This window comes from Streptomyces sp. MA5143a, from assembly GCF_900290235.1.
GTDB lineage: Bacteria > Actinomycetota > Actinomycetes > Streptomycetales > Streptomycetaceae > Streptomyces.
Genome location: NZ_OLMK01000061.1, coordinates 188,586 through 215,345 on the forward strand (window position 1 = coordinate 188,586; position 26,760 = coordinate 215,345).

General features: G+C 73.8%; 20 protein-coding genes and 1 pseudogene. 11 read left to right on the forward strand and 10 right to left on the reverse strand.

Features of this window, described 5'->3' with window-relative positions; translation table 11 throughout:
• Positions 1-4 precede the first annotated feature (4 nt).
• The 3 genes from paaC to paaE are packed head-to-tail and all read left to right on the forward strand — an operon-like array spanning position 5 to position 2,574.
• The gene (gene paaC / locus SMA5143A_RS24905; RefSeq protein ID WP_107465064.1) at positions 5-832 is read left to right on the forward strand and encodes a 1,2-phenylacetyl-CoA epoxidase subunit PaaC; all 828 of its coding nucleotides are present in this window, start codon (positions 5-7) and stop codon (positions 830-832) included.
• Complete coding sequence (gene paaD, locus SMA5143A_RS24910; protein WP_107465065.1) at positions 826-1,332, forward strand: 1,2-phenylacetyl-CoA epoxidase subunit PaaD; 507 nt, start codon at positions 826-828, stop codon at positions 1,330-1,332. The genes paaC and paaD overlap by 7 nt, the downstream gene beginning before the upstream one ends.
• Positions 1,333-2,574 (forward strand): 1,2-phenylacetyl-CoA epoxidase subunit PaaE, encoded by a 1,242-nt coding sequence (gene paaE / locus SMA5143A_RS24915; RefSeq protein WP_107465066.1) that lies wholly within the window; start codon positions 1,333-1,335, stop codon positions 2,572-2,574.
• Positions 2,575-2,823: 249 nt separating this feature from the next.
• Here paaE and SMA5143A_RS24920 read toward each other — a convergent pair whose 3' ends face one another.
• The gene (locus SMA5143A_RS24920) at positions 2,824-3,300 is read right to left on the reverse strand and encodes an Lrp/AsnC family transcriptional regulator (protein WP_055523826.1); all 477 of its coding nucleotides are present in this window, start codon (positions 3,298-3,300) and stop codon (positions 2,824-2,826) included.
• Between the two features lie 346 nt (positions 3,301-3,646).
• On the opposite strand from SMA5143A_RS24920, the gene SMA5143A_RS24925 reads away from it, so the two are divergent.
• Positions 3,647-5,152 carry an FUSC family protein gene (locus SMA5143A_RS24925; RefSeq protein ID WP_107465067.1) on the forward strand — a complete coding sequence of 502 codons (1,506 nt, stop codon included), beginning with the start codon at positions 3,647-3,649 and terminating at the stop codon, positions 5,150-5,152.
• Between the two features lie 108 nt (positions 5,153-5,260).
• Positions 5,261-6,337 carry a lactonase family protein gene (locus tag SMA5143A_RS24930; RefSeq protein ID WP_107465068.1) on the forward strand — a complete coding sequence of 359 codons (1,077 nt, stop codon included), beginning with the start codon at positions 5,261-5,263 and terminating at the stop codon, positions 6,335-6,337.
• 117 nt (positions 6,338-6,454) lie between these two features.
• On the opposite strand, the gene SMA5143A_RS24935 is transcribed toward SMA5143A_RS24930, so the two are convergent.
• From SMA5143A_RS24935 to SMA5143A_RS24950, 4 genes are all read right to left on the reverse strand, one after another.
• The gene (locus SMA5143A_RS24935; protein ID WP_107465069.1) at positions 6,455-7,378 is read right to left on the reverse strand and encodes a sirohydrochlorin chelatase; all 924 of its coding nucleotides are present in this window, start codon (positions 7,376-7,378) and stop codon (positions 6,455-6,457) included.
• 192 nt (positions 7,379-7,570) lie between these two features.
• Entirely contained in the window at positions 7,571-8,602 is a 1,032-nt protein-coding gene (locus SMA5143A_RS24940; RefSeq protein WP_107465070.1) for an N-acetylglucosamine kinase, read from the reverse strand.
• Positions 8,599-9,276, reverse strand: a complete 678-nt coding sequence (locus SMA5143A_RS24945; protein WP_107465071.1) for a uracil-DNA glycosylase — start codon at positions 9,274-9,276, stop codon at positions 8,599-8,601. Before SMA5143A_RS24945 ends, SMA5143A_RS24940 begins: the two co-directional genes overlap by 4 nt.
• 130 nt (positions 9,277-9,406) lie before the next feature.
• Complete coding sequence (locus SMA5143A_RS24950; protein WP_107465096.1) at positions 9,407-10,492, reverse strand: WD40/YVTN/BNR-like repeat-containing protein; 1,086 nt, start codon at positions 10,490-10,492, stop codon at positions 9,407-9,409.
• Between the two features lie 248 nt (positions 10,493-10,740).
• Between SMA5143A_RS24950 and SMA5143A_RS24955 the strand changes: the two genes are divergently transcribed.
• Positions 10,741-11,322 carry an Rv1733c family protein gene (locus tag SMA5143A_RS24955; RefSeq protein ID WP_107465072.1) on the forward strand — a complete coding sequence of 194 codons (582 nt, stop codon included), beginning with the start codon at positions 10,741-10,743 and terminating at the stop codon, positions 11,320-11,322.
• A 163-nt stretch (positions 11,323-11,485) separates the two neighbouring features.
• On the opposite strand, the gene SMA5143A_RS24960 is transcribed toward SMA5143A_RS24955, so the two are convergent.
• Positions 11,486-12,268: a pectate lyase gene (locus SMA5143A_RS24960; protein ID WP_099969169.1), complete on the reverse strand. Its 783-nt coding sequence runs from the start codon at positions 12,266-12,268 to the stop codon at positions 11,486-11,488.
• Positions 12,269-12,317: 49 nt separating this feature from the next.
• Positions 12,318-13,307, reverse strand: coding sequence for a pectate lyase family protein (locus SMA5143A_RS24965; protein ID WP_107465073.1), 990 nt, complete (start codon positions 13,305-13,307; stop codon positions 12,318-12,320).
• Positions 13,308-13,724: 417 nt separating this feature from the next.
• On the opposite strand from SMA5143A_RS24965, the pseudogene SMA5143A_RS24970 reads away from it, so the two are divergent.
• The 3 genes and pseudogenes from SMA5143A_RS24970 to SMA5143A_RS24980 form a co-directional block, all read left to right on the forward strand.
• Positions 13,725-15,144, forward strand: a pseudogene (locus SMA5143A_RS24970) (extracellular catalytic domain type 1 short-chain-length polyhydroxyalkanoate depolymerase); the annotation flags it as partial.
• A 275-nt stretch (positions 15,145-15,419) separates the two neighbouring features.
• The gene (locus SMA5143A_RS24975) at positions 15,420-16,760 is read left to right on the forward strand and encodes an SGNH/GDSL hydrolase family protein (protein ID WP_107465074.1); all 1,341 of its coding nucleotides are present in this window, start codon (positions 15,420-15,422) and stop codon (positions 16,758-16,760) included.
• 175 nt (positions 16,761-16,935) lie between these two features.
• A complete protein-coding gene (locus SMA5143A_RS24980) occupies positions 16,936-21,564 on the forward strand; it encodes a cation-translocating P-type ATPase (protein WP_181362003.1) in 4,629 nt (1,542 codons plus the stop codon).
• 70 nt (positions 21,565-21,634) lie between these two features.
• On the opposite strand, the gene SMA5143A_RS24985 is transcribed toward SMA5143A_RS24980, so the two are convergent.
• A complete protein-coding gene (locus tag SMA5143A_RS24985) occupies positions 21,635-22,714 on the reverse strand; it encodes an NADH:flavin oxidoreductase/NADH oxidase (RefSeq protein WP_107465075.1) in 1,080 nt (359 codons plus the stop codon).
• A 145-nt stretch (positions 22,715-22,859) separates the two neighbouring features.
• Between SMA5143A_RS24985 and SMA5143A_RS24990 the strand changes: the two genes are divergently transcribed.
• On the forward strand, positions 22,860-23,222 hold the full coding sequence (locus tag SMA5143A_RS24990; protein ID WP_107465098.1) for an ArsR/SmtB family transcription factor: 363 nt from the start codon (positions 22,860-22,862) through the stop codon (positions 23,220-23,222).
• Here the strand turns inward: SMA5143A_RS24990 and SMA5143A_RS24995 are convergent.
• On the reverse strand, positions 23,133-24,530 hold the full coding sequence (locus tag SMA5143A_RS24995; RefSeq protein ID WP_107465076.1) for a nucleobase:cation symporter-2 family protein: 1,398 nt from the start codon (positions 24,528-24,530) through the stop codon (positions 23,133-23,135). The two genes, SMA5143A_RS24990 and SMA5143A_RS24995, sit on opposite strands and share 90 nt — an antisense overlap.
• Positions 24,531-24,655: 125 nt before the next feature.
• A complete protein-coding gene (locus tag SMA5143A_RS25000) occupies positions 24,656-26,002 on the reverse strand; it encodes an FAD-dependent oxidoreductase (protein WP_107465077.1) in 1,347 nt (448 codons plus the stop codon).
• A 184-nt stretch (positions 26,003-26,186) separates the two neighbouring features.
• On the opposite strand from SMA5143A_RS25000, the gene SMA5143A_RS25005 reads away from it, so the two are divergent.
• A complete protein-coding gene (locus tag SMA5143A_RS25005; protein WP_258193722.1) occupies positions 26,187-26,660 on the forward strand; it encodes a DUF6214 family protein in 474 nt (157 codons plus the stop codon).
• The last annotated feature ends 100 nt before the right edge of the window (positions 26,661-26,760 follow it).

A 26,760-nucleotide genomic window follows, 5' to 3' on the forward strand; every position in this document is an offset into this window, starting at 1 on the left:
GGGCATGAGTGACGACCACGTCTATCTGACCCTCGCCGAGGGACACGACGACGACACCCGCTGGGCGTACGGCACCGGCTTCGAGGACCCCCTCCACGGCGTCGACACCGGGGTGCCCGAGGGCGTCGACATAGGGGAACTGGCCCGCGTCTGTGTGGCGTTGGCCGACGACGCCCTGGTCTCGGCCCAGCGGCTCGCCGAGTGGACGACCCGCGCGCCCGAGCTGGAGGAGGAGGTCGCGCTCGCCAACATCGGCCTCGACCTCCTCGGCCAGGCCCGCCTGTTGTACTCCCGTGCCGGCCAGGTCGACGGCACCGGCCGCGACGAGGACGCCTACGCCTACTTCCGGGACGCCCAGGACTTCCGCAACGTACGCCTCGCCGAACTCCCGAACGGCGACTTCGCGTTCTCCGTCGTCCGGCTCCTCGTCCTGTCCAGCTGGCGCCTCGCGCACTTCGAACGGCTGGTGGACCACCCCGACCCCGTCCTCGCCGCGATCGCGGCCAAGGGCGTCAAGGAACTGACCTACCACCGCCAGTACGCCGCCGACTGGTCCGTACGGCTCGGCGACGGCACCGACGAATCGCACCGGCGGATGCGGAAGGCGCTGGAGCAGGTCGGCCCGTACTTCGGCGAGCTGTTCACCGCGTACGACGTACGGGACGAGGTCGTCGACGTGCTGCGGCAGGTCACGGAGGCCGCCGGGCTGCCCATGCCGGTGTACCGGCCGCTGCCGGGCGCCGGGCGCGCCGGCGACCACACCGAGCATCTGGCGCCGCTGCTCGCCGAGTTGCAGAGCGTGGCCCGCGCCCACCCGGAGGCGACATGGTGACCACCCTCCTCGACGCCCGGCGGGCCCGGCAGATCGCCGGGCAGGTGCCCGACCCCGAGCTGCCGATGCTCACCCTCGCCGACCTCGGCGTCCTGCGGGACGTGGAGCTGACCGGCGACGGCACGGTGATCGCGAGCCTCACCCCCACCTACTCGGGCTGCCCGGCGATGGCCGAGATGCGGGCCGACGTGGCGGCGAGGCTGCGCGCGGCGGGATACGAGCGGGTGGAGATCCGCACGGTCCTCAGCCCGCCCTGGACCACCGACTGGATCACGGAGTCGGGCCGCCGCAAGCTGACCGAGCACGGCATCGCCCCGCCGGGGCCCGCCCCTCGCGGCCCGGTCCCCCTCCAGCTGTCCGCCACCCGGCGCACGGTCCCCTGCCCCCGCTGCGGCTCCCGGGACACGGGGGAGACCTCCCGCTTCGCCGCCACCTCCTGCAAGTCCCTGTGGCGCTGCCACACCTGCCGCGAGCCGTTCGAGCACGTCAAGGAGATCTGAATGAAGGGCTTCACGGAAGGGCCCACCGGGGGCCTTCGCGGGGGACCGGTGGCGGAGGCCGCGGGCGAGGCCGCTGTCGCGGCCGCTGTCGGGGCCGCGGGTTCGGTCGCCTCCGCGGTGCCCGGTCCGGCCACCGGCGAGGGCGACGGCGGCACGCCGGCCGTACGTCCGCGCGCCCGACGCCGACCCGTCTTCCACGCCCTGCGCGTCGCCGAGGTACGGCCGTTGTGCGAGGACGCGGCCGCCGTCGGGTTCGAGATCCCGGACGAGCTGGCCGAGGAGTTCACGTTCGCGCCCGGCCAGTCGCTGACGTTGCGGCGGGAGATCGACGGACGGGACGAACGCCGCTCCTACTCGATCTGCTCACCTGCGGGTTCGGCACCACGCATCGGCGTCCGGGTCGTCCCGGGCGGCCTGTTCTCCTCCTGGCTGGTGAACGACGTACGCCCCGGCGACACGGTCGAGGTCATGCCGCCCACCGGCTTCTTCACCCCGGACCTCACCGCCCCCGGCCACCATGTGCTGATCGCGGCGGGCTCCGGAATCACCCCGATGATCTCCATCGCCGAGTCCGTCCTGGCCGCCGACCCCCGCTCCACGGTGACCCTCTTCTACGGCAACCGGCGCACCGGCACGGTGATGTTCGCCGACGAACTCGCCGACCTGAAGGACCTGTACCCGGCCCGCTTCCAGCTGGCCCACGTCCTGTCCCGCGAGCCGCGCGAGGCGGAGCTGCTCTCGGGCCGCCTGGACGCCGGACGTCTCTCGACGCTCATCGGCTCCCTCGTCGACGTCGACACCGCCGACCACTGGTGGCTGTGCGGCCCGCACGGCATGGTCCGCGACGCCCAGCAGGTCCTCACCGGCCTCGGCGTCCCGGTCGACCGCGTCCATCAGGAACTCTTCTACGCCGACGACGAACCCGTCCGCGAGGTCCGCCACGAGGAGGCCGCCGCCGAGGGCCCTGTCAGCGAGGTCACCATCACGCTCGACGGCCGCACCACCACCGCGCCCCTGCCCCGCGACCGCACGATCCTCGACGCGGCGCAGCGCACCCGCCCCGACCTCCCCTTCGCCTGCAAGGGCGGCGTCTGCGGCACCTGCCGCGCGCTCGTCCCCGACGGCAAGGCGGACATGCGCCGCAACTACGCGCTGGAACCGGCGGAGGTGGCGGCGGGGTATGTGCTGACGTGCCAGACGTATCCGGTGTCGGAGACGCTGACGGTCGACTTCGACACGTGAGCGTTGGGGGGGCGGGCGCCTCATAGCTCGGGGGTGCGTGTGGTGTGGCGGGTGCGGGTCCGTTGTGGTTTCTCGCGCAGTTCCCCGCGCACCTGAAGGGATCGGGCCTGCGGCCCGCCCTTCAGATGAAAAGCACGGGGCCGCAGGCCCTGCTTTTCCGGGGCGCGGGGAACTGCGCGAACAAGCCCCACGCACCCGCAGCCGCCGACGAAACCCCGCCCCCACCACGAACGCGCCCCCGCCGCGCGCTCAGTTCCCGGCGGCCCGGCCGACCGACTCCACCAGCGGCAGCAACCGGTACGGCACCCGCTCCCGCAGCGCGACCTCCGTGCGGGTGCGCACCACGCCGGGCAGGCTGATCAGCGACTGGATCACGTCCTCCAGGTGCGCGTTGTCGCGGGCCACGACCCGGGTCAGCAGATCGCCGCCGCCCGTGATGGAGAACGCCTCGATGATCTCCGGCACGGCCGCCAGCGCGTCCCCCACGTCGTCGAGGTGCCCCTGCGTCACCTCGATGTGCACGAAGGCCAGCACCGGATGGCCGAGCGCGGCGGGGGAGAGCGACGGCGCCGTCCCGGTGATCACGCCGTCCCGCTCCAGCCGGTCGAGCCGGGCCTGCAGCGTCCCCCGCGCGACACCGAGCACCCGGGCGTACTCCCGCACACTCGTCCGCGGCTGCTCCAGCAGCAACCGCAGGATCCGGGTGTCGAGCTCGTCCACGGCCATGATCCGCCGACCTCCCTGCGCCATTCGACGATCATGGAAACGGTATCAACGGACCGCTCACAAGGCCGTTCGCCCGATCCCTGATCCGATGGCCCACCAAGGGCCCATCGCGGCCCTTGCCGCCTGGGCCAATGGCTCAGCCCAGGACCTCCGAGTTGAGCCATCGGGGTCAAAGGTGCTTATCTCTTGCCCTATCCACGTAGTTTCGGCGCCGCGCAGTGCCGGACGGCGACGAGGCCGGACCCGGAGCGCGGCGCCTTCGCTGTGCCCGCCGCCCGCTGAGACCCAGCACGCCGCGGACGCGGCACGCACCAGTGCGAGGGGGCGGTACACGGCCATGAAGAGGATGTTCACAGCGCCTGATCCGGGGCGTCTGCGGCTGCGGAACTCCGTCCGCGCCGTCATCGGCGTGGGCGCCGCGGTGGCCGTCTCCGAGCTGAGCGGCTTCCCGCTCCCCGCGTCGATCACGGGGGGCCTCGCCGCGCTCCTCGCCCTCTTCACCGTCACCGACGGCACGGTTCGCGCCCAGCGGATCACCACCGCCCTGCTGCCTCTCGCCGGATTCCCGGTCCTGGCGTTCGCCACCACGCTGCACGACCTCACGGCCGCCCGCGACATGGCGTTCGTCGCCACCGTCTTCTGCGGGGTCTACGCCCGCCGCTGGGGAGCACGCGGTCAGGCGCTCGGCATCTTCGCCTTCATGAGCTTCTTCGTCACGCAGTTCCTGCACGCGGTCCCCGCGCAACTGCCCGGCCTCTACGCCGCCATGACCCTCGCCCTCCTGGTCGCCGGGGCCGTGCGCTTCGTCCTGTGGCCCATAGAACGCGGCGCCCCTCCGATCGCGCCCCCCACCGAGGCGCCCCGCACCGGCCTGGACCGGCCCACCACCCGGCAGGCGTTCCAGGCCGCGGCCGCCTGCGCGGTCGCGCTCGTCGTCGGCCAGGGGTTCTCCGAGGACCGCTGGTACTGGGCCGTCGGCACCGCCTGGTGGATCTTCGTCAACACGACGTCCCGGGGCGAGACCCTGGTCCGTGGTTTCCGCCGCGTCCTCGGGACCGTGATCGGCGTCGCCGTCGGCCTCCTCGTGGCCGTCCCGCTCGACGGGGCGCCCGTGGCGTCGGCCGCCCTCGTCGCCCTCTGCGTCTTCGGGATCTTCTACACGGCGGCCGTGTCGTACTCCTGGATGATGCTGGCGGTCACCGTCATGGCCAGCCTCCTCTACGGTCTGCTCGGCGTCCTGGACGCCCAACTGCTCGCGCTCCGGCTCGTCGAGACGGGGGTCGGCGCGGGCTGCGCCATGCTCGCGGTGGTCCTCGTCCTGCCGGTCACCACCCACGCGACCAACGACGCCTGGATCCTGCGGGCCCTGCACTGCGTGCACGCCGCCGCGACCCAGACGGCCGCCCGGCTGGAGGGCGACCCCGAGGCCGACCCGGCCCCGCACGCCGCCGAACTGGAGGCGCTGTTCGGGCGGGCCCGTGTCGCCCTCGCCCCGCTGGTGCATCCGCTGAACCCGTTCCACGGCCGCAAGGCGCGCGCCCGCCAGGCCCTGCGCCTCCTCGACGACTGTGTGAACGAGGTCCACGCCCTGGTGTCGGCCACCGTCGAGCCGCCCGCCTCCCACGAGGCGTCCCTCGTGGCCGCCTGCTGGCGGGTGAAGGCGGCGGTGGAGGCGCTGACCGTCCACGAGACGCGGGCCCCGGCCTGGCCGCAGCACCTCACCGGCCAGGAGGCCCCGCACCAGCCGGAACCCGGCACCCCCCTGGTCCACCTGCACAACCTGGAGCGGACCCTGTCCGACCTGGCCCTGCCCCTGGGCAGGACCCCGGGCTCCCGGCTGGCCGGCTCCTGACCCGCGGGCACGCCACCACCCCGACGGACGACGCAGATCAAGCACTGCTGTTGGTCTAGACCTGCTGCTACCCTCACCCGCACCGAACACCACCGGGAGGGGACGGCAGTGGCAGCAGCACAAGGGAAGCGGGAGCGCCGCGCGTACATCGGCTCGTTCACGACGGAGGGAGGCCCCGGCGTCCTCGTCGCCGCCGTGGACGAGGACAGCGGCGCCCTGACCCTCGTCTCGGGCGCCGCCGCCGACGTCCCCGACCCGTCCTACCTCGCCCTGTCCGCGGACGGCGAGACGCTCTACGCCGTCAGTGAGAACCCCGACGGCGCGGTCGCCGCCTTCCAGGTGGCGGACGACAAGCCCGCCCTGACGGGCCCGCCCGTCCCGGTCGGCGCCGGCCCCACCCACCTGTGCGTCCTCGACGGCCACGTCCTGACCGCCGACCACGCCGCCGGCAGCGTCACCGCCGTCCCGCTGCTCCCCGACGGCACCCTCGCCCCCATCGCCTCCGGCACCCTCCGCCACCCCGGCGTGGGCCCGCACCCGGACCACGAGGGGCGCCCGCACGCCCACCAGGTGGTACCCACCCCGGCCGGCGACCGGTTCCTCTCCGTCGACCTCGGCACCGACACGGTGCGGGTCTGCGCGCTGGAGGAGGGAGTGCCCGTCGTGCGCTCCGCGACGCGGCTGCGGCCGGGCTCCGGTCCGCGCCACCTCGCCCTCGCCCCGACCGGCGGGGCGGCCTCCTCCCCGCCGAGCGCCCCGGACGGCATGTACGTCCATGTGCTGAACGAACTCGCCCCGACCGTCACCGTGTGCCGCTGGAACGCCCCCGACGGCCCTCTGGAGCCCCTGGGGGAGGTCCCGGTGCTTCCCGCCGCCCCGGACGGCGACGCGTACCCCTCGGGCATCGTGGTGTCGCCCGACGGACGCCATGTGTGGACGGCGACCCGCGGCACGGACGTCCTGTCCGTGCTCGCCGTCGAGGGCCCCTCCCTGCGCCTGGTCACCACCGTCCCCTGCGGCGGCCGCTGGCCCCGCGCCCTCGCCTACGCGGCGGGCACGCTGTACGTCGCCAACCAGCACTCCGGGAACGTCACCTGGTTCACGGTCGACCCGGACACCGGCGTCCCGGTCCTCGCCGGCTCCGTCGACGTGCCCGCCGCCTCGTGCGTCGTCCTGGACACCTGACGGCGCCCCGCGTGGGCGGGCGCGGCTCCCCGGGCACGCGTACGGCCGAGGGCCCGCTCCTGCGAGAGGAGCGGGCCCTCGGCCGTACGGGTCGAGACGGACCGGGCGCGGCCTCAGTCAGCGGACCGGCATGCCCTGCTGCTGCGGCGGGGCGATACCCAGCGCCGTCGTGTACTTGCCGAGCGCCAGCTTGCCGATCGCCGGGTACGGGCCGAGCGCCTCGGCGGCCGAGCACCCCGCCTCCGCCGCGGCGTCCGCGATGAGGGCGGCGTCGATCTCCGGCCCTATCAGATACGGCGCGAGCGCGAGCTGCTGGGAACCGGAGGAGCGCAGCTGCTCGGCCACGGAGCTGATCGAACCCTCCTGGTCGAGCGCGGCGGCCATCACCGGCACCGCGAGCCGCGCGGCCAGCAGCATGCCCGTGATACCGGCCGCCTGCACGGCCTCGTCACCGCCCACGGAGGCGAGGATGATGCCGTCCGCGGCGGTGGCGACGGTGAACAGCCGGGCACGGTCGGCACGCGCCAGACCCGCCTCCGACAGCCGCACGTGCAGCGCCTCGGCGAGCAGCGGGTGCGGGCCGAGGACATCGGTCAGCTCGGCCGCGATCCGGCTTTCCATGACCGCCTGGCGGACCTGCCGCAGCGTCGCGTTGTCGGGACCGGCCAGCAGGGGCACGACGACGGCGACGGGGCCGTCCGGCTCCTTGACGTCGAGACCGGCGGCCCGCGCCTGCTCGTAGCGGGCGGTGCGCTCCTCGGCGGCACCCGTGAGCACCGACTGAAGGGTGGGGAACTCGTCGCCGCCGCCGTCGACGTAACCGATGCGGGCGTCGAGGCCGGGCAGCTCGGAGCGCGCGATGCTCACGACCTCCTCGGCGAGGCTGCGCGTGGCGGCGCTGGGCGTGCCCGGCACCGCGAGGAGCAGCGCGGGCGCGCCCTCGGGAGCCGCCAGGGGTTCCGGTCGGCGGTGCCGGCCGGGCTGGCGGGGTCGCGGCATTCGTACTGGCAGGCCGGACGCGGGCCCAGTGGGGGAGCTCATGGCGCCGCATGTTACTTGTTTCCGGGGTTCCCCTGTTCGGGGAGGGTGCAGGTGAGCGGTATCCGTCCGGATTTGTCTGATGAGTTACGGGTCGATCAGGCCGATCAATACCGCATTTATCTGCCGAGCAGTGCTCTTGACTGACCACAGTGGTGCTTGTCGGACAGGCTGCTTTGGTCCGTATTTCAGGTACTACTTTTCGGCCACTGTGTACAACAGCCGATCGTCGTACGGCAATCGGAGGCCGCCGGTGGCCAGATCGGTAGCGATCCGTACGGCGCCGAGCAGCGGATCGCCCTCCGTGGGCACCCTCCGGGCCCGCGGCAGCCGCCGTGCCAACTCCTCCTCCAGCGGTACGAGGAGAGGGCCGCCCAGCTTGAACAGGCCGCCGGTCAGCGCCACCAGGGGGTCGCCCGACGCCGGGCAGACGGCGACCGCGGCGTCGGCCATGTGCCGGGCGGCGGTGCGCAGGATGTCCGCCGCCACCGGGTCCTCGCCCGCGCAGGCGGCCACCTCGGGTGCGAAGGAGGCCAGCACCGCCGGACGGTCGGGCCGGGGGTAGAGCTGCCCGGGCAGCCTGTCCGGTGGGCCGAACATGCCCTCCAGACGCCCGAGGAGCGCCTCCGAGCCGCCGCCGCGCCCGTCGTGGGCCCGCAGCGCCGCCTCCAGCCCCGCCCGCCCGATCCACGCCCCGCCACCGCAGTCCCCGAGCAGATGGCCCCAGCCGTCCGCCCGCCGCCAGGCCCGCAGATCGGTGCCGATCGCGATCAGCCCCGTACCGGCGGCGATCACGGCACCGGGCCGCGCCCCCAGCGCGCCGGTGTACGCCGTGACGGCGTCGGCCACCAGCGCCGTCCGCCGGGCCCCCAGTTCACGTGCGAACGCGGACGGCAACTCGGCCCGCAACCGCTCCCCGAGCGTCGCGAACCCGGCCGCCCCGACGGCGACCGCGCCGGGCCGCTCCCGCCCCGCGTCCGCGAGCAACTGCCGCGCCCTGGGCAGCACCAGCTCCAGCAGATGCCCCGCGTCGATGCCCGACGCCCCGGTGCGCACCGGCTCCCCGGAGGCGAGCGGCTCCCCGACGACGGTGCCGCCGACGGCGAGCGCCACCCGCAGCCCCGACCCACCCGAGTCCACCGCGAGGACGACGGGGCCCTCCCCGCCGCCCGCCGAGGCGGACACCGGTTTTGGCCGTTCCCCGGACGGCACCCCGGCGGCCGTCATGGCAGACGCCAGTCCACGGGAGTACCGCCCTGACGGGCGAGCAGGTCGTTGGCGCGGCTGAAGGGGCGGGAGCCGAAGAACCCGCGGTCGGCCGACATGGGGGAGGGGTGGGCGGACTCGATGGACGGCAGATCGCCCAGTAGGGGGCGGAGGTTGCGGGCGTCGCGGCCCCACAGGATCGACACCAGGGGGCGCCCGCGCGCGGCCAGCGCCCGTATCGCCTGCTCGGTGACCTCCTCCCAGCCCTTCCCCCGGTGTGCCGCCGGTTTGCGCGGGGCGGTGGTGAGCGCCCTGTTGAGCAGCAGGACGCCCTGCTGGGTCCAGGGCGTCAGATCGCCGTTGCCCGGCGGCGGCAGCCCCAGGTCGTTGCCGAGCTCCCGGTAGATGTTGATCAGGCTGCCCGGCAGGGGCCGTACCTCCGGGGCCACCGAGAAGGACAGGCCCACCGCGTGCCCCGGTGTCGGGTACGGGTCCTGGCCGACGATGAGGACGCGGACGTCGTCGAAGGGCTGCTGGAAGGCGCGCAGGACGTTCGGTCCGGCCGGGAGGTAGGTGCGTCCCGCGGAGATCTCCGCACGCAGGAAGTCGCCCATCCTGGCGATCTGTCCGGCCACGGGCTCCAGCGCCTTCGCCCAGCCCGCTTCGACGATTTCATGCAACGGTCGTGGTGCCACGGCGTCACCCTACTGCCGCGACCGCGCCGACGATCAACCACCGGTCGCGGTGCGACCGGTGCTGACCGTTTCGATGCCGAACCGAGCCCGTTCCGGGCCGACTTGGGGTCCGGCCCGTCAGTCCACGCCGTCAGTCGATCACCGCCGCCCGTACGCACAGCACGTCCGGCAGATGGGACGCCAACTGGAGCCAGCTGTCCCCGTCGTCCGCCGACGCGTACACCTCGCCGTTGCGGTTGCCGAAGTAGACGCCCGCCGGGTCCGCGTCGTCCGTGCACATCGCGTCGCGCAGCACCGTGCCGTAGTGGTCGTCCGTCGGCAGGCCGCTGGACAGCGCTTCCCAGCTCCCGCCCGCGTCCGCCGTGCGGAAGACCCGGCAGCGGTGGTCGGCGGGGACCCGGTCCGCGTCCGCGTTGATGGGGAACACGTACGCGGTGTCCCCGCGGTGGGGGTGGGCCACGGCGGCGAACCCGAACGTGGACGGCAGCCCCTCGCCGATGTCCGTCCAGTGGGCGCCGCCGTCGTCGCTGCGGTACACCCCCCAGTGGTTCTGCAGATAGAGCCGGTCGGGGGTCACCGCGTCCCGCGTGACCTTGTGCACGCACTGGCCGAACTCCGGGTCGGGGTCCGGCAGGAACACCGCGGAGACCCCGGAGTTGGACGGCGACCAGCTCGCGCCGCCGTCCTCGGTGCGGAACACGCCTGCGGCGGAGACGGCGACGGTCGTCGCGCGCGGGTCACGCCGGTCGGTGAGGATGGTGTGCAGCCCCTCGCCGCCACCGCCCGGCTGCCACTTGTCGCGGGTCGGGTGCTCCCACAGCGGCCGCACCAGCTCGAAGGTCTCGCCCCGGTCCTCCGAGCGGTACAGCGCGGCCGGCTCCGTGCCCGCGTACACCACGTCCGGTTCGGCGGCCGACGGGTGCAGCTGCCACACCCGTTCCAGGGAGGCGCCCGTGTCCTTGGGGAACTTCACGGCTGGACGGGCCGGTTCCGTCCAGGTGCGCCCGAGGTCGTCGGAGTGGAACACGGAGGGGCCCCAGTGCGCGCTGTCGCCCCCGACGAGCAGACGGGGCGTGTCCCCGCGGGTGTCGACGGCGACCGCGTAGACGGCCTGCGCGTTGAAGTACGGGCTGTCGTCGAACTCCCAGGCGCCGCCTCGCCGCCGCCCGATGAACAGGCCCTTGCGCGTGCCTACGGTGAGCAGTACCTCGGCCATCCCGGCCACCTCCCTGGACATCGTCGTCTCAGTCACGGGCCAGTCTGCACCCAGCCACTGACAGTCACCCCTTGAGTCGCCATCGCCGCAGGTCGGGCGGCATGTGGCGGGTGGGGGACGGGTGGGGGACGGGTGGGATCGAGCCATACCGCGGGCGGGGTGACCCAGGTCGCATGAGCAGGGACGGGGCCGCCGCCGTATGGGAGTGCGGTCCGGCTGTCCTGTGTGCGTGAGGGAGGGTGCCCCCGATGGTGGCATTCCGTGGTCCGAAGGTGTGGCTGTGGCGCTGGCGGCGGAACCCGCTCAAACGGCGCGGTGACCGGCTGGAGTCCTGGGTGCTGGTCGTCGCCTGGGTCCTCACCGTGGGCGGCGGCCTGGTCGCGGGGTTGCTGTCCGCGGACTCCGTCGAGTCCGGTCTGGCCCGGCAGCGCGAGGAGTGGCGGCCCGTGGAGGCGCGGCTCGTGCAGGACGCGCCGGAGCCGGGCGCCGGCAGCGGCGCGGGCGCCGAGAAGGTGTGGGCGAAGGTGCGCTGGGCCGCGCCGGACGGCTCCACGCGCGAGGGTCAGGCCCGGGTCGACCCGGCCGACGTCATGGGCACTCCGGTCACCGTCTGGACGGATGCCCGGGGCCGGCTGGTGACCGAGCCCGCCGGGGAGACCCAGGCCCGGCTGCGGGCCGGTCTGGTCGGTGGGCTGGCGGGAATCTTCGTGGCGGCCGTGCCCTTCGCGGGCGGCAGGCTCGTCCGGGGCCGTCTGGAGCGGCGCAGGATGGACCAGTGGGACGAGGCGTGGGAGCGCATCGCCCCGCTGTGGGAGCGCAAGATCTGGTGAGGGCGCCCCTGCCCTGATGCGTCGCCCCGGTCGACACCCGCCTCGCACCGGCGTCCCGGTGGCCCAACGCCGACGGCGGGCCACCGGGACGCCGGACGAGGCCCGTGGGGGGAGACCCCGTCCGGCCGTGGGGAGCGGACTCACCGGTGGGTGACGAGCGGCCTCACCTGTAGGTGATGTCCGAGCCGGAGTACAGGCAGTTGGTGCTGTCGGGGCCCGTACCGACGGCCGTGTTGTTGTTGTACTTCTGGCAGGGCACGACCTTGCGGCCGCTGTCGTTGAGGATCGTGATCCTGCGCAGGGTCGCCACGTCGCCGCGGTTGACGTTGATGCCGACGAGCCGGGCGGTGGAACCCGTTCCGGTGACCTCGATGTTGTTGAGGTTCACCTTGCGGGTGTACTGGGTGGAGCAGTCGCCGCAGGAGCGGTACAGCGTCTTGAACTCGCTGACCGCGAAGTTGGAGATGTTCAGGGTTCCCGGCCCGTTGTGCTGGAACACCTTGTCCGCGGCCTTCCTGGCGCCGCCGCCGGTCACCGTGTAGGTGGAGCCGCCGCGGAAGGTCGCGGCGTCCTCGCCGACGTCCTCCCACCACACGTTCTGAAGGGTGCAGTTGCCCTCGCAGTGGATGCCGTCGGCGCCGGGGGCGCCGATGATGACGTTCTTCAGCGTCGCGCCGGCCGCGAGCTTGAAGATCGGGTCCTGGCCCTCCTCCTGGCCGTCCCCGGCCAGGTCGCCGCTGCCGTAGTAGCGCTTCATGCCGCCGTCGCGGACACCGGACACCGAGATGGTGGAGGTCACCGGCTGGTTGCCGGAGGCCGACGGCCAGGTCGCGGCGCTCGCCGGAGTGGCGCCACTGGTCATGATCATGCCAAACGAGAGGCCGAACGCGGCCATCGTCCCGGTCAGCGCGCGCGTGCGGGCGCGCGTACGTGCCGCAGAAGTCATGTCCCGATTCCTTCTGTCTCCGAGGGGGTGGGGGTGGGGGTGGGGGTGGTCAGAGCTTTCCGGCGCCCGCACCCGACGTCACCGAGGCGACGACGGACGAGGCGGGTTCCGCGGTGTAGCGGTACGGCGGGGAGGTGAACGTCCCCGTCCGGGAGACCTCGGTGGCGGCCCCACCGAGGTCGTTGCCGCGCAGATTGGCGTAGCCGTCCACGTCACTGCTGCGGTGCGTGGTGACGGCGACCAACGTGTCGCGGAAGACGTTGTTCTCCACGAGCATCTGGGCGCCCATGCGCGAATGGCAGGCGGTCTCGGCGCCGTCCACGTAGTTGTTGTAGAAGTGCCCGGTGCCGAAGCGCAGGCTGGGGATGCGCGAGTGGACGTCGCTGAAGTGGTTGTGGTGGTACGTCACCTTCAAGTGGCCGGTGTCCTCTGAGGCGTTGTTGTCGCTGTGGCCGACGAGCGAACCCTTGAAGTGGTTCTTGAAGGTGTTCCAGGACACCGTCACGTCGTCCGAGCCGTGGTTGATGTCCAGCAGGCCGTCGTAGTGGTCCTTGTCGTGATCGCGGTCGGCGGAGAAGGAGTTGTGGTCGATCCACACCCGCGTCGACTCCTGCACGGTGATCCCGTCGGCGGGCGCGACCGGCTTGCTGATGTTCAGGTTGCGGACGACGACATCGGTCTTCTCCTTGATGCGCAGGCCGCCCCCGGTGAACCCGGAGGACGCGCCCACGCCCAGCACCGTCGTGTGGGAGCCGAGGTCGACCTGGCCACTGAGCGATATCAGGCCGCTGACCCGGACGACCTTCGCCGTGTCACCGGCCACGGCGCTTCTGAAGGCGGCCAGGGTCGAGACGGTGACCGGCGGCGCGCCGCCACCGCCGGTGGTCCCGGCGCCGTAGCCGATCGGTGAGCTCTCCGCGGCCCCCGCGGTCTGCGGCAGGGCGATCACCGCGGCCGCCGCGAGAACGGTCGCCGCGGCCGTCGAGGAGGTTCTTCGCGCGAGTGTGCGTGGGGGGATACGTGGGGGGACGGTACGCATGCGGGTGCGTCCCTTCAGCTAGGAACTGACGGTCCATGTACGTGAACGTTGTGTGCCATGCTGACCGCCAAGAGCGGGTCGGGTGGTCGAGCTGGGGGACTCGACATCCGGGGAGAAGCTTGAGTGCAGGCAGATGAAGTCCAGGCGCCCCCTTCCGCTCCAGGCGGCGAGGGTGGCCTGTTCACACTGCTGAACGGAACGTAGGGTGCAAGCGCTTTCTAGTCAACGCTTCGCGCAAAAGACCATGGGGCGCCCCAGGTGAAGCGGGCGTCCCGGCCCGCGGGGCCGGCGTACGCGCTCCGGTGGCGCGCCGGGGAGCGAATTCTTTCGACGTGTGGGAGCGCTTCCAGGGCGGCCATGTGCATGTCACGATGCTCGGCGGACGCTTCCCTCCCGGCCCGCTGAAGGGACAACGACGTGCCCCGAACCCCCCACCGCACCGCGCGCCGACCGCTCCGAAAAGCCCTCGTCGCACTGTTCGCCGCCCTGACGCCGTTACTCGCGACCACGTTCCTCACCGCCCCGGCGGCCTCGGCCGCGCCGCTCCCCGAGCCGTCGTCGCTCGCGCAGGCCGCTCCGGACGCGGGCGCCGCGCGGGACGCGAAGGCCGAGGCGGCGCCCCGCGCGGCGCTCACCCAGATCACCAACTTCGGGCAGAACCCCAGCAACCTCCAGATGTACCTGTACGTGCCGAACAACGTCGCCAGGAAACCGGCGATCGTCGTGGCCGTGCACTACTGCACCGGCTCCGGGCCCGCCATGTACAGCGGCACCGAGTACGCCTCGCTCGCCGACCGCTACGGCTTCATCGTGGTCTACCCGTCCGTCACGCGCAGCAGCAAGTGCTTCGACGTCGCCTCGCCGCAGGCGCTGCGCCGGGGCGGCGGCAGCGACCCCGTGGGCATCAAGTCGATGGTCGACTGGACGGTCCGCACCTACAACGCCGACACCAGCAGGATCTTCGCCACCGGCATCTCCTCCGGCGCGATGATGACCAACGTCCTGCTCGGCGTCTACCCGGACGTGTTCGCCGCGGGTGCCGCCTTCGCCGGCGTCCCGTTCGCCTGCTTCGCCACCACCAACGGCTCGGAGTGGAACAGCGACTGCGCGAACGGAAGGATCATCCGGTCCCCGCAGGCGTGGGGCGACCTGGTCCGCGGCGCCTACCCCGGCTACAACGGCCCCCGGCCCCGGATGCAGCTGTGGCACGGCACCCAGGACGACACGCTGCGGTACCCGAACTTCGGGGAGGAGATCAAGCAGTGGACCAATGTGCGCGGCGTCGGTCAGACGCCGAGCTCCACCGACTCGCCCCAGAACGGCTGGACTCGCACCCGCTACGGCGGTACCGGTGACCGGGCCCCCGTCGAGGGCATCAGCATGCAGGGCGTCGGCCACAACGTGTACGCCCGGGGCATGGGCCAGCGCGTCCTGACCTTCTTCGGCATCACGGGCCAGTGAACCGTGCCCCCTGCCCGAGGGCCTGTCGTTTGGTCACGCCTGGGCCGCGGGCGTCAAGGCGCCGTTGCCCGAAGCCGGCATGATCCGAACGACAGACCCTGGGCCGGCTCGGCGGGAGAGGGCTGACCGGCAGACCGTCACCGACCGGGGCGCCCCGTAAGGCCCCGCGCGGGGCATCGTGATCGCGACCGACGTCACCGCGACCACGCGCCCGCGCGGCGGTGCCGGTCACGTGATCGCGCCGGGCGCCGGGGTCGGTCATGTGATCGCGCCGGGCGCCGGGGTCGGTCGCGCGCTCGCGCCGGGCGCCGGCACCCGGGCCGACCGCCCCCGCAACAGCGCCGCACCCACCGCCGGGCCCGCCACGGGAGGGGTCGCGCCTGACCCGCCGACCCGCCTCGCCTCCATCCACCGCCGGACGCGCACCGGCCGGGTGCGCGCCCGGGACCCCGCGCGCCTTGGCGTCGAGTCCCCTCACGCCAAAGCACGGGGCGCAGCCCCGGCCGCTTTCAGGGGCGCGGGGAACCGCGCGACAAGCCACAACGCACCCGCAGTCGTAGTCGCAGTCGCAGTCGCACCTGCAAGTCATCGACGAACCCGAACCCCCGAGCCCTTCCAGCAGAGCCCCGTTCCCGCAGAAAGGTATCGCCCGTGCAACCGTCCAAGCCGTCGAGCCGTGTGTCGCTCGCCCATCTCGTCGCCGCCTGCGTCCTCGCGCTGGCCCTCGTCGTGACGTCCTCCGCCGTGGTGGCGCTCGTCAGGGGCCCGCAGGGCACCGCCGGTGCCGGTGACACGGCCACGTCCGCCCGGCACTGGGTCAACACCTGGTCGGCGATGCCGCAGCTCACCGAGGCGCACAACATGCCGCCGGCGCCGTTCACCGGCGAGCGGGCGGTGCTCGTCGACACCACTCTGCGGCAGACCGTGCGCGTCACCACCGGCGGCGACCGGGTCCGGTTGCGCTTCTCCAACGCCTTCGGCGGCACCGCGCTGCCGCTGACGGCGGTCACCGTCGCCCTCCCCAAGGGCGGGCAGGCCGGGGTCGGCGCCGTCGAGCCGGGCACCACCCGGGCGGTGACGTTCGGCGGCCGGGACGCCACGACCGTGCCGGTCGGCGCCCAGGTCGTCTCCGACCCGCTGGACTTCACGGTGCGGCCCGGCTCCAACCTCACCGTGACCACGTACCTGGCCGAGGGGCAGGCGTCCCTCGCCCTCACCTCGCACCCCGGCTCCCGCACCACCTCCTACCTCCAGCACGGGGACGGCACCCGCGACGAGGACCTCCCCGGCGCCACCCCCACCAACCACTGGTACCTGCTCAGCGACATCGAGGTCCTCTCCCGGCCCGCCACCACCGCCGTCGCCGTCCTCGGCGACTCGCTGACCGACGGCCGGGGCTCCACCACCAACGGCAACAACCGCTGGCCCGACCAGCTCTTCGACCGCCTCCAGCAGAAGCCCGCCACCCGGAACATCGCCGTGGTGAACCAGGCCGCCGGCGGCAACCGCATCCTCAACGACGGCCTCGGCCCCAACGCGCTCGCCCGGCTGGACCGCGACATCCTGGCCCACAGCGCCGTCGAACAACTGATCGTCTTCGAAGGCATCAACGACATCGGAACGGCCGAGGCCACCCCCGCCGCCCAGCGGCGCGTCACCGCCGACCTCATCGCCGCCTACGACCAGATCATCGTCCGCGCCCACGCCCAGGGCATCCGGGTGTACGGCGCGACCCTGCTCCCGTTCGACGGCAACACGCTGTACGACGACGCCGACGGGCACCGCGAGGACGCGCGGCAGGCGGTCAACACCTGGATCCGCACCAGCGGCCGCTTCGACGCCGTCCTCGACTTCGACCGTGTCGTCCGCGACCCGCAGAACCCGAGCCGACTCCGGCCGACCCTCCACGACGGCGACTGGCTCCACCTCAACCCTGAGGGCTACCGCGCCCTCGCCGAAGCGGTCCCGTCCCGGCTGCTCCAGCAGAGGTGAGGCGCAGCGTACGGGACACCTGCGCCCCCAGGTGCGCCCGCACACCGTGACCGAGCGCCTCCGCGACCTCACGCGCCGTACTCCGCCCCATCCACCCCAGAACCATGGATGACGAGCCGATTCGCGGGAACCCGGCTCCCCCGGAAGGGCATCACGCGTGAGGTGAGGGAGAGCCATGGCACGACGTGGCCGGTGGGGTGATGCACAGGCTGAGCAGGGGCGCACCGGGGGACTCGGACTGCTGACACGTCCGACGGCCGCCGCCACCGGGCTCGCGCTGGCCGGGCCCCGGCTCCTCGCCCGAGGAGCCGGACCCGCCGTCGGCCTGGCCGCGGGAGCGGTGGCCGGAACGGCACGGGCGAGCGTCCGGGGCGCGGACAGCGCCGCGCACGTCGCACGCGTCGCCCGTAGCGCGCTGCCGGGTGGTGCGCGCCCCTGGCGCTCCGGCGCGCGGGCCCATCTCGCGCTGCGGCCCGAGACCTTCGAACGGGTTCACCGCGAGGGCGGCACGGAACACGCGGCCCGAAAGGTGGCCGCCGCACTGGCCGAGCGGCCGGACGTGGCGCTCGCCTACTGGGACCGGGGCCTCGCGCGTCTGGTGGTGTCCGCCGCCGAGGAGGCCCTCGGCGACACGGTCGTGGACGAGGCGGTCGCACTCGCCGCCCGGCACGGGCTGTCCCTGGCCGACGAGGACGTCGAGGGATACACCCACCCCGGCGACCCGGCCGGCACCCGGGCCGCCGCGACGGCCCTCGCCGCCGACACCCTCGGCACAGGTGTCGCCCTCGTCGGCTCCTTCCTGCGGCTGCCGCGCTCACCGCGCCTGGTCACAGCGGCGGCGACGCTGCTGCGTGAGAACCCCCGCTTCCGCGCGTTCCTGCGCGACCGGCTCGGTCCGTCCCGCATGGACGTGCTGCTGGCCACGGCCAACGCCGCCGTCCACGCCGCGGGCCAGACCCCGATCGCCCTGCTGCTCGACGGGGCGCTGCGCACCTGCCAGCTGGGGGACACCCTGGCCCGCGCGACCGCCTTCGACACCGTCCACGACCAGGTGTGCACCCCGCGGCGCGTCGGCCTGCCCCCGCGTCCCTCCGTACGGCCGCCCCTGCGGTCCACCCCCGCCCAGGACTACGCCTCCCACGCCTCCACCGGCAGTGTGCTGGGCGCCGCGGCGACCCTGCTCGTCAAACACGACGGCAAGGAGGCCGCCGAAGCCGTCCTCGCGGGCTCGCCCAAGGCCGCCCGCTACGGCCCCGCCGCCTTCCACCACGTCCTCGGCGCGGCCCTCGCCCGGACCGGCGTCCTGGTCCGCGACCCCGAGAGGCTGCGGCGGCTGGAGACCGTGGACACCGTCGTACTGCATCCCAGCGCGCTGCGGAGCCCCGGCGCGGGTGCGGACCCCTGGGTCGAGACCGTGCTCGACGCGGCGCGCCGGGCCGGGCTCGCCGTCGTCATGGTGGACGACCCGGCGCTGCGCGACTTCACGAGCCTCGCCGACCAGGTCGTGACCGGCGACCGCCCCCTGCGCGAGGTGGTGCGGGGCCTGCGCGACGAGGGCGCCGCCGTCCTGACCGTCGCCCGCTTCCCCTCCACCGACCCCGAGGCGGGCATCGAGGACACCCACGTACGGGACGACATCACGCGCACGCCCGACGACGACACCACGGGCGCGCCCGCCACCGCCGACGTGCCGGACGAGGGCACGGGCGCGCGGGACGACGGCGCCCACGACCGAGGCGAGGACGCTGGCGCCGGGCACGCCACGACCCCCGCGCCGGAAGGCATGGACGTCCTGGACGGTCTGCTCGGCGGGGACGTGGCCGTCGCCCTCGCGGACGGGGACTCCGCCGTCGTCTGGGGCGCGGACGTCCTCGCCCTCAACGGTCTCGCCGACGTGTGGCGGCTGCTGACGGCCGTACCGGCGGCCCGTACGGTGGGCCACCGGTCGCAGACCCTCGCCCGGTCCGGCGCGGCCCTGTCCGGGCTGCTCGTGGCCGTCGGCGAGGCCGAGGGGGCGCGCCGGAGCGCCCGTCTGCCCGGACTGCGCCACGTGCCCGTCGACGTCGGCGCCGCGACGGCCCTGCTCAGCGGTGTACGTGGCGCCCTCGGCGTGGCCCTGGCGCGGGCGCCGCGCCCCCGGCCGCGCACCGCCTGGCACGCGCTGCCCCCGGACGACGTCCTCGACCGGCTCGACCACGCGGCCGGCGAGGAGGAGGACACCACGGTGGTCGAGCAGGCCGCCGGGCGGCTCCACGAGGTGGCCGACACGGTGGGCCACACGCCCGCCGCCGCCCCCGTGCGCTGGACGGTGGAGCTGGCCCGGGCCGTCCGGGGGGAGCTGGACGATCCGCTCACCCCGGTGCTGGCGGTCGGCTCGGCCGCCTCCGCGATCCTCGGCTCGGTCGTGGACGCCCTCCTCGTCTTCGGCGCGCTCGATCTGAACGCCCTGGTCGGCGGTCTGCAACGGCTGCGCGCCGAACGGGCGCTGTCGGGACTGCTCGCCGACCAGCAGCAGAAGGCCCGCGTCACACCCCGGGAGCCGGACGAGCCCACAGGCCCGCCCCCCGTCGACGCGTCGGCGGAGGCCGAGACCGTGGACGCCGCCGTGCTCGACCCGGGCGACGTGATCGAGCTGAAGGCGGACGACGTCGTGCCCGCCGACGCCCGGCTGCTGTGGGAGGACGGCCTGGAGGTGGACGAGTCGGCGCTCACCGGGGAGTCCCTGCCGGTGGACAAGCAGACGGCCCCGACACCCCGCGCGCCGGTCGCCGACCGTAGCTGCATGGTCTTCGAGGGCACCACCGTGGTGGCGGGCCAGGCCAGGGCCGTCGTCGTCGGCACCGGCGACCGCACGGAGGCCGCACGCGCCGTCGCCCTGGCCGCGCGCACGCCCCCGTCCGCCGGTGTCCAGGCCAAGATCCATGAACTCACCCGCAAGGCCCTGCCGTTGACCCTGGCCGGTGGCGCGGCGGTGACGGGTCTGTCGCTGCTGCGCGGCACTCCGATCAAGGAGGCGGTGAGCGGCGGCGTCGCGGTGGCCGTGGCCGCCGTCCCCGAGGGGCTGCCGCTGGTCGCCACGGTGGCACAGTTGTCGGCTGCCCGTAGGCTGAGCCGCCGCGGCGTCCTCGTACGCACCCCGCGCACCCTGGAGGCGCTGGGCCGTATGGACACCGTCTGCTTCGACAAGACGGGCACCCTCACCGAGAACCGCCTCCACCTGGTCCGGGTCGGCGAGGCCGACGGCACCGTCCGCACCCTCAAGGACACCGGCGCCGACGACACGGCCCGCACCCTGCGGGTCGCCGCGCGCGCCTGTCCCCGTCTGAACGGCGGCTCGAATCGCCCGGTGCACGCCACCGACGAGGCGGTGCTGGACGCGGCCGGCCCCGACCCGGAGTGGGAGCAGACCGAGGGGCGGCCCTTCGAGGCGGCCCGCGGCTACGCCGCGGCCGTCGGCACAGCGGCGGACGGCACCCCCGTCCTGGTGGTCAAGGGCGCCCCGGAGACGGTCCTGCCCGCCTGTCCCGGTCTCCCCGATCACGCGTCCGGGACCGCGCAGTCCCTCGCCCGCGACGGTCTGCGCGTCCTCGCGGTCGCCGAACGCCCGCTGCGCGCGGGCGAGGAGCCGTCCACCGCCCTCGAAGAACCGCTGGACGACCTGGACTTCACCGGCCTGCTCGCGCTCGCCGACGTGCCGCGCGAGACGTCCACCGACCTGGTGCGCGGGCTGCGCGAGGCGGGCGTACGACCGGTCATGCTGACCGGCGACCACCCGCAGACCGCCCGGGCGATCGCCGCCGAACTCGGCTGGCCCGAGGACACGACCGTCGTCACGGGCGACGAACTGGCCTCCGCCGACCGGTCCGTACGGTCGAGGATGCTGCGGGACGCGGGTGTCGTGGCGCGGGTCGCGCCCGAGCAGAAGCTCCAGGTCGTGGAGGCGCTGCGGGACGCGGGCCGGGTGGTCGGGATGGTCGGCGACGGCGCCAACGACGCCGCCGCCATCCGCGCCGCCGACATCGGCGTGGGCATCCAGGCCCGCGGCTCCGCCGCCGCCCGGAACGCGGCCGACCTGGTCCTGACCGACGAGGACCTGTCGGTGCTGATCGAGGCGGTCACCGAGGGCCGCTCCCTGTGGCACAGCGTCACCGACGCCATCGCCATCCTGATCGGCGGCAACGCGGGCGAGATCGGCTTCGGCATCCTCGGCACGCTGCTCGCCGGACGGGCCCCGCTCTCCACCCGCCAGATGCTGCTGGTGAACCTGTTCACCGACCTGTTCCCCGCGATGGCGGTGGCGGTCACCCCCAAGGAGGAGCCGGGCGGCGCGGACGGAGGCGACACGGAGGGTGCCGCCCCGGGGCCGGAGCCGCTCGGCACCGACCTCCTCGGCGCGCCCCTCATGCGCCAGATCCGCCACCGTGCCCTGACCACCTGCCTGGGCGCCACCCTCGCCTGGCTGGCCGGCCGCTTCACGCCGGGCACCGCGCGCCGCTCCACGACGATGGCCCTGTGCGGGGTGGTCGGCACCCAGCTGGCCCAGACCCTCGCCGACCGCCGGCACAGCCCGCTGGTCCGCACCACGGCCCTCGGCTCCGCCGCGGCCCTCGTCGTCCTCGTCCAGGTCCCGGGCGCCAGCCACTTCTTCGGCTGCACCCCGCTCGGCCCGCTCGCCTGGGCGGGTGTCGCCGCGGCGATCGCCCTCGCGGTGGCGGGCCAGCGGACCCTGCCGGATCTGGAGCGGACGGTCCAGCGGCTGATGCGACCCGGGCCCCGGACCTCGGCGGAGCCGAGCCCCGCCTGACCCCCACCCCGCCGCCCGTGGGGCGCGCCCCGCCTGACGAGACCAGCCGGGGTCCGCCGGGGCGCGGAGGTCAGACCGACCGGTGGTACTGCTCGGGAACGTGCACCTCGCCCCCCAGCTCCTGGGCGGTCTGCCGGGCCCAGGAGGGGTTGCGCAGCAGCTCACGGCCCAGCAGCACGGCGTCGGCCTCTCCGTTGGCGAGGATCTTCTCGGCCTGCTCGGCCTCGGTGATCAGACCCACCGCCGCGACGGGCAGCCCCGCCTCGTCCCGGACGCGGGCGGCGAACGGAACCTGGTAGCCGGGGCCGACGGGGATGCGGACGCCGGAGGCGTTGCCGCCGGTGGAGACATCGAGGAGGTCCACGCCGTGGGCCTTCAGTTCGGCCGCGAGCCGGACGGTGTCGTCCGCCGTCCAGCCGCCCTCCTCCAGCCACTCGGTCGCGGAGACCCGGAAGAACAGCGGCTTCTCCTGCGGCCACACCTCCCGCACGGCGTCCACCACCTCAAGCGCGAAACGGATCCGGTTCTCGTACGAGCCGCCGTAGGCGTCGGTACGGCGGTTGGAGTGCGGGGACAGGAACTCGTTGATCAGGTAGCCGTGGGCGCCATGGATCTCGACGACCTCGAAACCGGCGGCGAGGGCACGGCGGGCCGCCTCCGCGAACTGCCCGACGACGGCCCGGATCTGCCCGACCGTCAGCTCGTCCGGCACCGGGTGCTGCTCGTCGAACGGCACCGCGCTGGGCGCGACCGGCTGCCAGCCGTGCGCGTCCGGGCCGACCGGGGCACCGCCCCGCCAGGGCTGGCCGGTGGACGCCTTGCGCCCCGCGTGAGCCAGTTGCACCGCGGGCACCGTCCCCTGCGTCCGTAGGAAACCGGTGATCCGGCGGAACGCCTCCACCTGCGTGTCGTTCCAGAGGCCGAGGTCGTACGGGGAGATCCGGCCCTCGGGGGCCACGGCGGTCGCCTCGACGATGATCAGGCCCGTCCCGCCGGTGGCGCGTGCCGCGTAGTGCGCGAAGTGCCAGTCGCCCGGGGCGCCCGTCCCGGGTCCTTCCGGCGCGGCCGAGTACTGGCACATCGGGGGCATCCACACCCGGTTCGGGATGGTCAGTTCACGCAGGCGGTAGGGCTCGAACAGCGCGCTCACGGCGGACTCCGATCGTCAGGGGATGCCGACACGGGTCGGGTACGACTCGATGCCTCGTACGATAGCCATCGTAGTACGGCGGATGTCAAACTACGATGGTCCTCGTACAATGAACTCCCCGAAGGCCCGACACAAGGGAGCCGCCGTGACCACCCCCGCCGTCAGCAGTCGCGATCTCCCGCATCCGGAGACCGCTCAGATCCGGCTGGAGTCCGTGCTGCACGCGCTCTCCGACCCCATGCGGCTGCGTATCGTGCGAGAGCTCGCCGCCGACGGCGACGAGCTCTCCTGTTCGTACTTCGACCTGCCGGTCACCAAGTCCACGACCACCCACCACTTCCGGGTGCTGCGCGAGAGCGGGGTGATCCGGCAGGTCTACCGGGGCACCGCCAAGATGAACGGCCTGCGCCGGGACGACCTAGACGGCCTCTTCCCGGGGCTTCTCGACGCCCTCCTGGACGCCGCCGACCGGCAGGCCGCCCGGGTCCGGGACCTCGGCGACGGCTGAACCGGCCTTCGACGGAAGGTGGTTGAAGAGCAGGTTCAGCGCGATCGCCGTGAGGCAGCCCGCGCTGATGCCGCTGTTCATCACCGTCTGGAACCAGTCGGGGAACTTCGCGTAGACCGTCGGCACCCCGACCGGCAGCAGGCCGACGGCCGCCGACACGGCCACCACCGTCAGGTTGTGGTTGTCCTGGAAGCCGACCCGCGCCAGCGTGCGCAGCCCGCTCGCGGCGACCGTACCGAACATCACCAGCCCCGCACCGCCGAGCACCGGCGCCGGGATCGCGGCCACCACCGCACCCAGCTTCGGCAGCAGCCCCAGCAGCACGAGGATCCCGCCGGCGGCCGCGACGACCCAGCGGCTGCGCACCCGGGTCATGCCGACGAGGCCCACGTTCTGCGCGTACGCCGTGTACGGGAAGGTGTTGAAGACCCCGCCGAGGACCGTGGAGAACCCGTCGGCCCGCAGCCCGTCGGCGAGGGAGCGCGGCCCTACCTCCCGCCCGGTCATCTCGCCGACCGCGATCAGGTCACCGGTCGTCTCGGTCATCGTCACCAGGGCCACCACCAGCATCGACACGATCGCCGACACCTCGAACGTGGGCGCCCCGAAGTGGAACGGCGTGCTGACACCCAGCCAGTCGGCGTCCCCCACCCCGCCGAAGTCGGTGAACCCGAGGGGCACGGCGACGGCCAGGCCGACCACGATGCCGATCAGCACCGCGATCCGGCTCAGGAACACCGGGGCGAACCGCTGCACTCCCAGGACGACGAGCAGCACGAACGCGGCGAGGGCCAGATTCCTCGGCGCGCCGAAGTCCTTCGCGCCGACGCCGCCGGCCGCCCAGTTGCCGGCCACCGGCAGCAAGGACAGACCGATGATCAGGATCACCGTGCCCGTGACGAGCGGCGGGAAGAAGCGGAGGAGCCGGCCGAACGCCGGCGCCAACAGCATGATCGCCAGGCCGGCCACGATCACCGAGCCGTAGATGGCGGGGAGCCCGCCCCCCTCCGTGCCGATCAGCACCATCGGGGACACGGCCGCGAACGTACAGCCCTGCATGATCGGCAGCCGTACGCCGAAACGCCAGACGCCCACGCACTGGATGAGCGTCGCGACACCGCACACCAGGAGGTCCGCGGTGATCAGATACGCCAGGTCCGCGGGCGGCAGCCGCATCGCGCCGCCGACGATCAGGGGGACGGCGACGGCACCGGCGTACATCGCGAGGACATGCTGAAGGCCGAGTGCCGCGAGGTGACGTACGGGAGGAACCGCGTCGACGGGGTGGAGGGGCGCGGCGTCGGTCATGGGCGCTCCAGGGTGGGGCCGGGCGGGGGGACGTCTTGAGACCGTAGGAGGCTTGAACGGTTTGTTGATGTCGGGGGTGTTGCCGATCCATGTCGAAGGGGTCGGCCACCGCCGGCCGCGTGCGCCTAATCCCGGGCCTCACCCTGAGCGGCCGTCAACAGTGACTCCCAGTCCGGGAGTTTCACCACGCCGCGGCCCAGGGAGGCCCCCAGTTCCGCCTCCGCCCGTTCGATCGCCTGCCAGCCCGACCACTCCACGGGGCGGACGCCCTCCGCCCGCAGGGCCGTCAGCGGGTCCGCCGGGACCGCGCGGCGCAGGAGCGCGGGGGCGTCCTCCAGCAGCGAGGTCACCGTCTCCTTGGCGCAGGGGCGGTTGGTGCCGATCACTCCGGTCGGGCCCCGCTTGATCCACCCCGCCACGTACTCGCCCGGAGCGGCCACACCCTCCCGCACGACCCGGCCCGCCACATGGGGGACCGTGCCCCGCTGAGGATCGAAGGGCAGCCCGTCGAGCGCCACGCCGCGGTAGCCGACCGAACGCAGTACGAGCTGGGCCTCGATCTCCTCGTACCGGCCGGTGCCGACCAGGCCGCCCCGGCCGTCCGGCCGCGTGCGCTCCAGCCGGACGCCGCAGACGCGGTCCCCGTCGGCGAGGAGCTCGACCGGGCGCAGGAAGAACCGCAACCGGATGCGGTGCCGGCCGCTCGGCGTCGGCTCGGTGGCCCAGCCGCGCAGGACCTCGATGTTGCGGCGCTGCGCGGCCGGCAGGGCCGACGGGTCGACGTAGTCCGGGTCCATCTCCAGCTCCACCGGGTTCACGGTGACCCGGGTGTCCGGGAGGGTGCCCAGCTCGCGCAGCTCCTTGGTGGTGAAGCGCGCCACGGAGGGCCCGCGGCGGCCCACCATGTGGATGCGGGACACCTGGCTGGAGGCGAGCGAGGCGAGGGCGGACTGCGGCATGTCGGTCGGGCTCAGCTCGGCCGCGCCGCGCGCCAGCATGCGGGTGACGTCCACGGCGACGTTCCCGACGCCGATGACCACCGCGGTACGGGCGCCGAGGACGAAACCGTCCGCCACGGCGTCCGGGTGCGCGCTGTACCAGGACACGAACTCGGTCGCCGACCAGCTGCCCCGCAGATCCTCGCCCGGGATGCCGAGTCGGCGGTCGGTGGCGGCACCCACGCAGTACACCACCGCGTGGTACAGCTCCCGCAGCCGCGCCACCGGCACGCCCCGGGGTCCCACCTGGACCCCGCCGAGGAAGCGCACTCGCTCGTCCTCCAGCACGGTGCGCAGGTTGTTCTGGAGCGACTTGATCTTCTCGTGGTCCGGCGCCACCCCGTACCGGACCAGTCCGTAGGGGCAGGGCAGGCGGTCGAGGACATCGACCAGGACCCCGGGATCCCGCTGGACGAGGCTCTGGGCGGTGTAGCACCCGCTCGGCCCCGAACCCACGACGGCGACACGCAGCACGGCGGAACTCCTTACGCGAGGAGATCGCTGATGCCTCCAGGATCGCACCCTGGGGGCCGCCGGGGGAGGGGGCGCTCGGCGTGGCTCTGCCGAACGATTGTGATCACTCCCTTACGTTGCGTGTGTGCTCGAAGCTTCCTTTCTCAACCTTTCTGATCGGCATTGGCAGGACGGCGCAGTCTCGGTGTGGCCCGCGTGGGAGGTGCAGGAAGGCGGGGGAGCCACCGCCTGGTTCCACGCCCGGCTGAGCTTCCCCGACGGGGCCCGGGTCGAGGTCCTCGCCGTGGTGGCCGGGGGCCGGCTGTCCCTGGAGGACGTCCGGGCCCAGCCGCCGCTGTCCCTGGGCGACCTGGCGGAGCTGGCCGACTGGATCGAGGGCCCGCTCTTCGAGGTCTGCGGCGCCGTGCTGCCCGACCCGGTCGAGGACAGCGTGCCGGGTGCCCGGTACGAGGCCGCCCGCCGGGCCAGGCCCGCCTGGCCGCGGGGCACGGAGGGGCGGCGGCTGGTCGCGGAGGAGTACCTCACCGCGCAGCGGGAGGGCTACGACCCGGTGCTCGCGGTGATGTGCGCGACCGGGCACAGCCGTCGCAAGTCGCTCCGCCTGATCGCCGGCGCCCGCGACGCCGGCCTCCTGACCCCCCGCCGCGCCCGACGCTGAGCCCACGGCGACCAGGGCCGGGGCGGGCAGCGGCGGGCAGTGGCTGGGCCGTGTCCGACGATTCCCGTCTGCCTCGACCTAGAAGGCTGATGAAGATCTT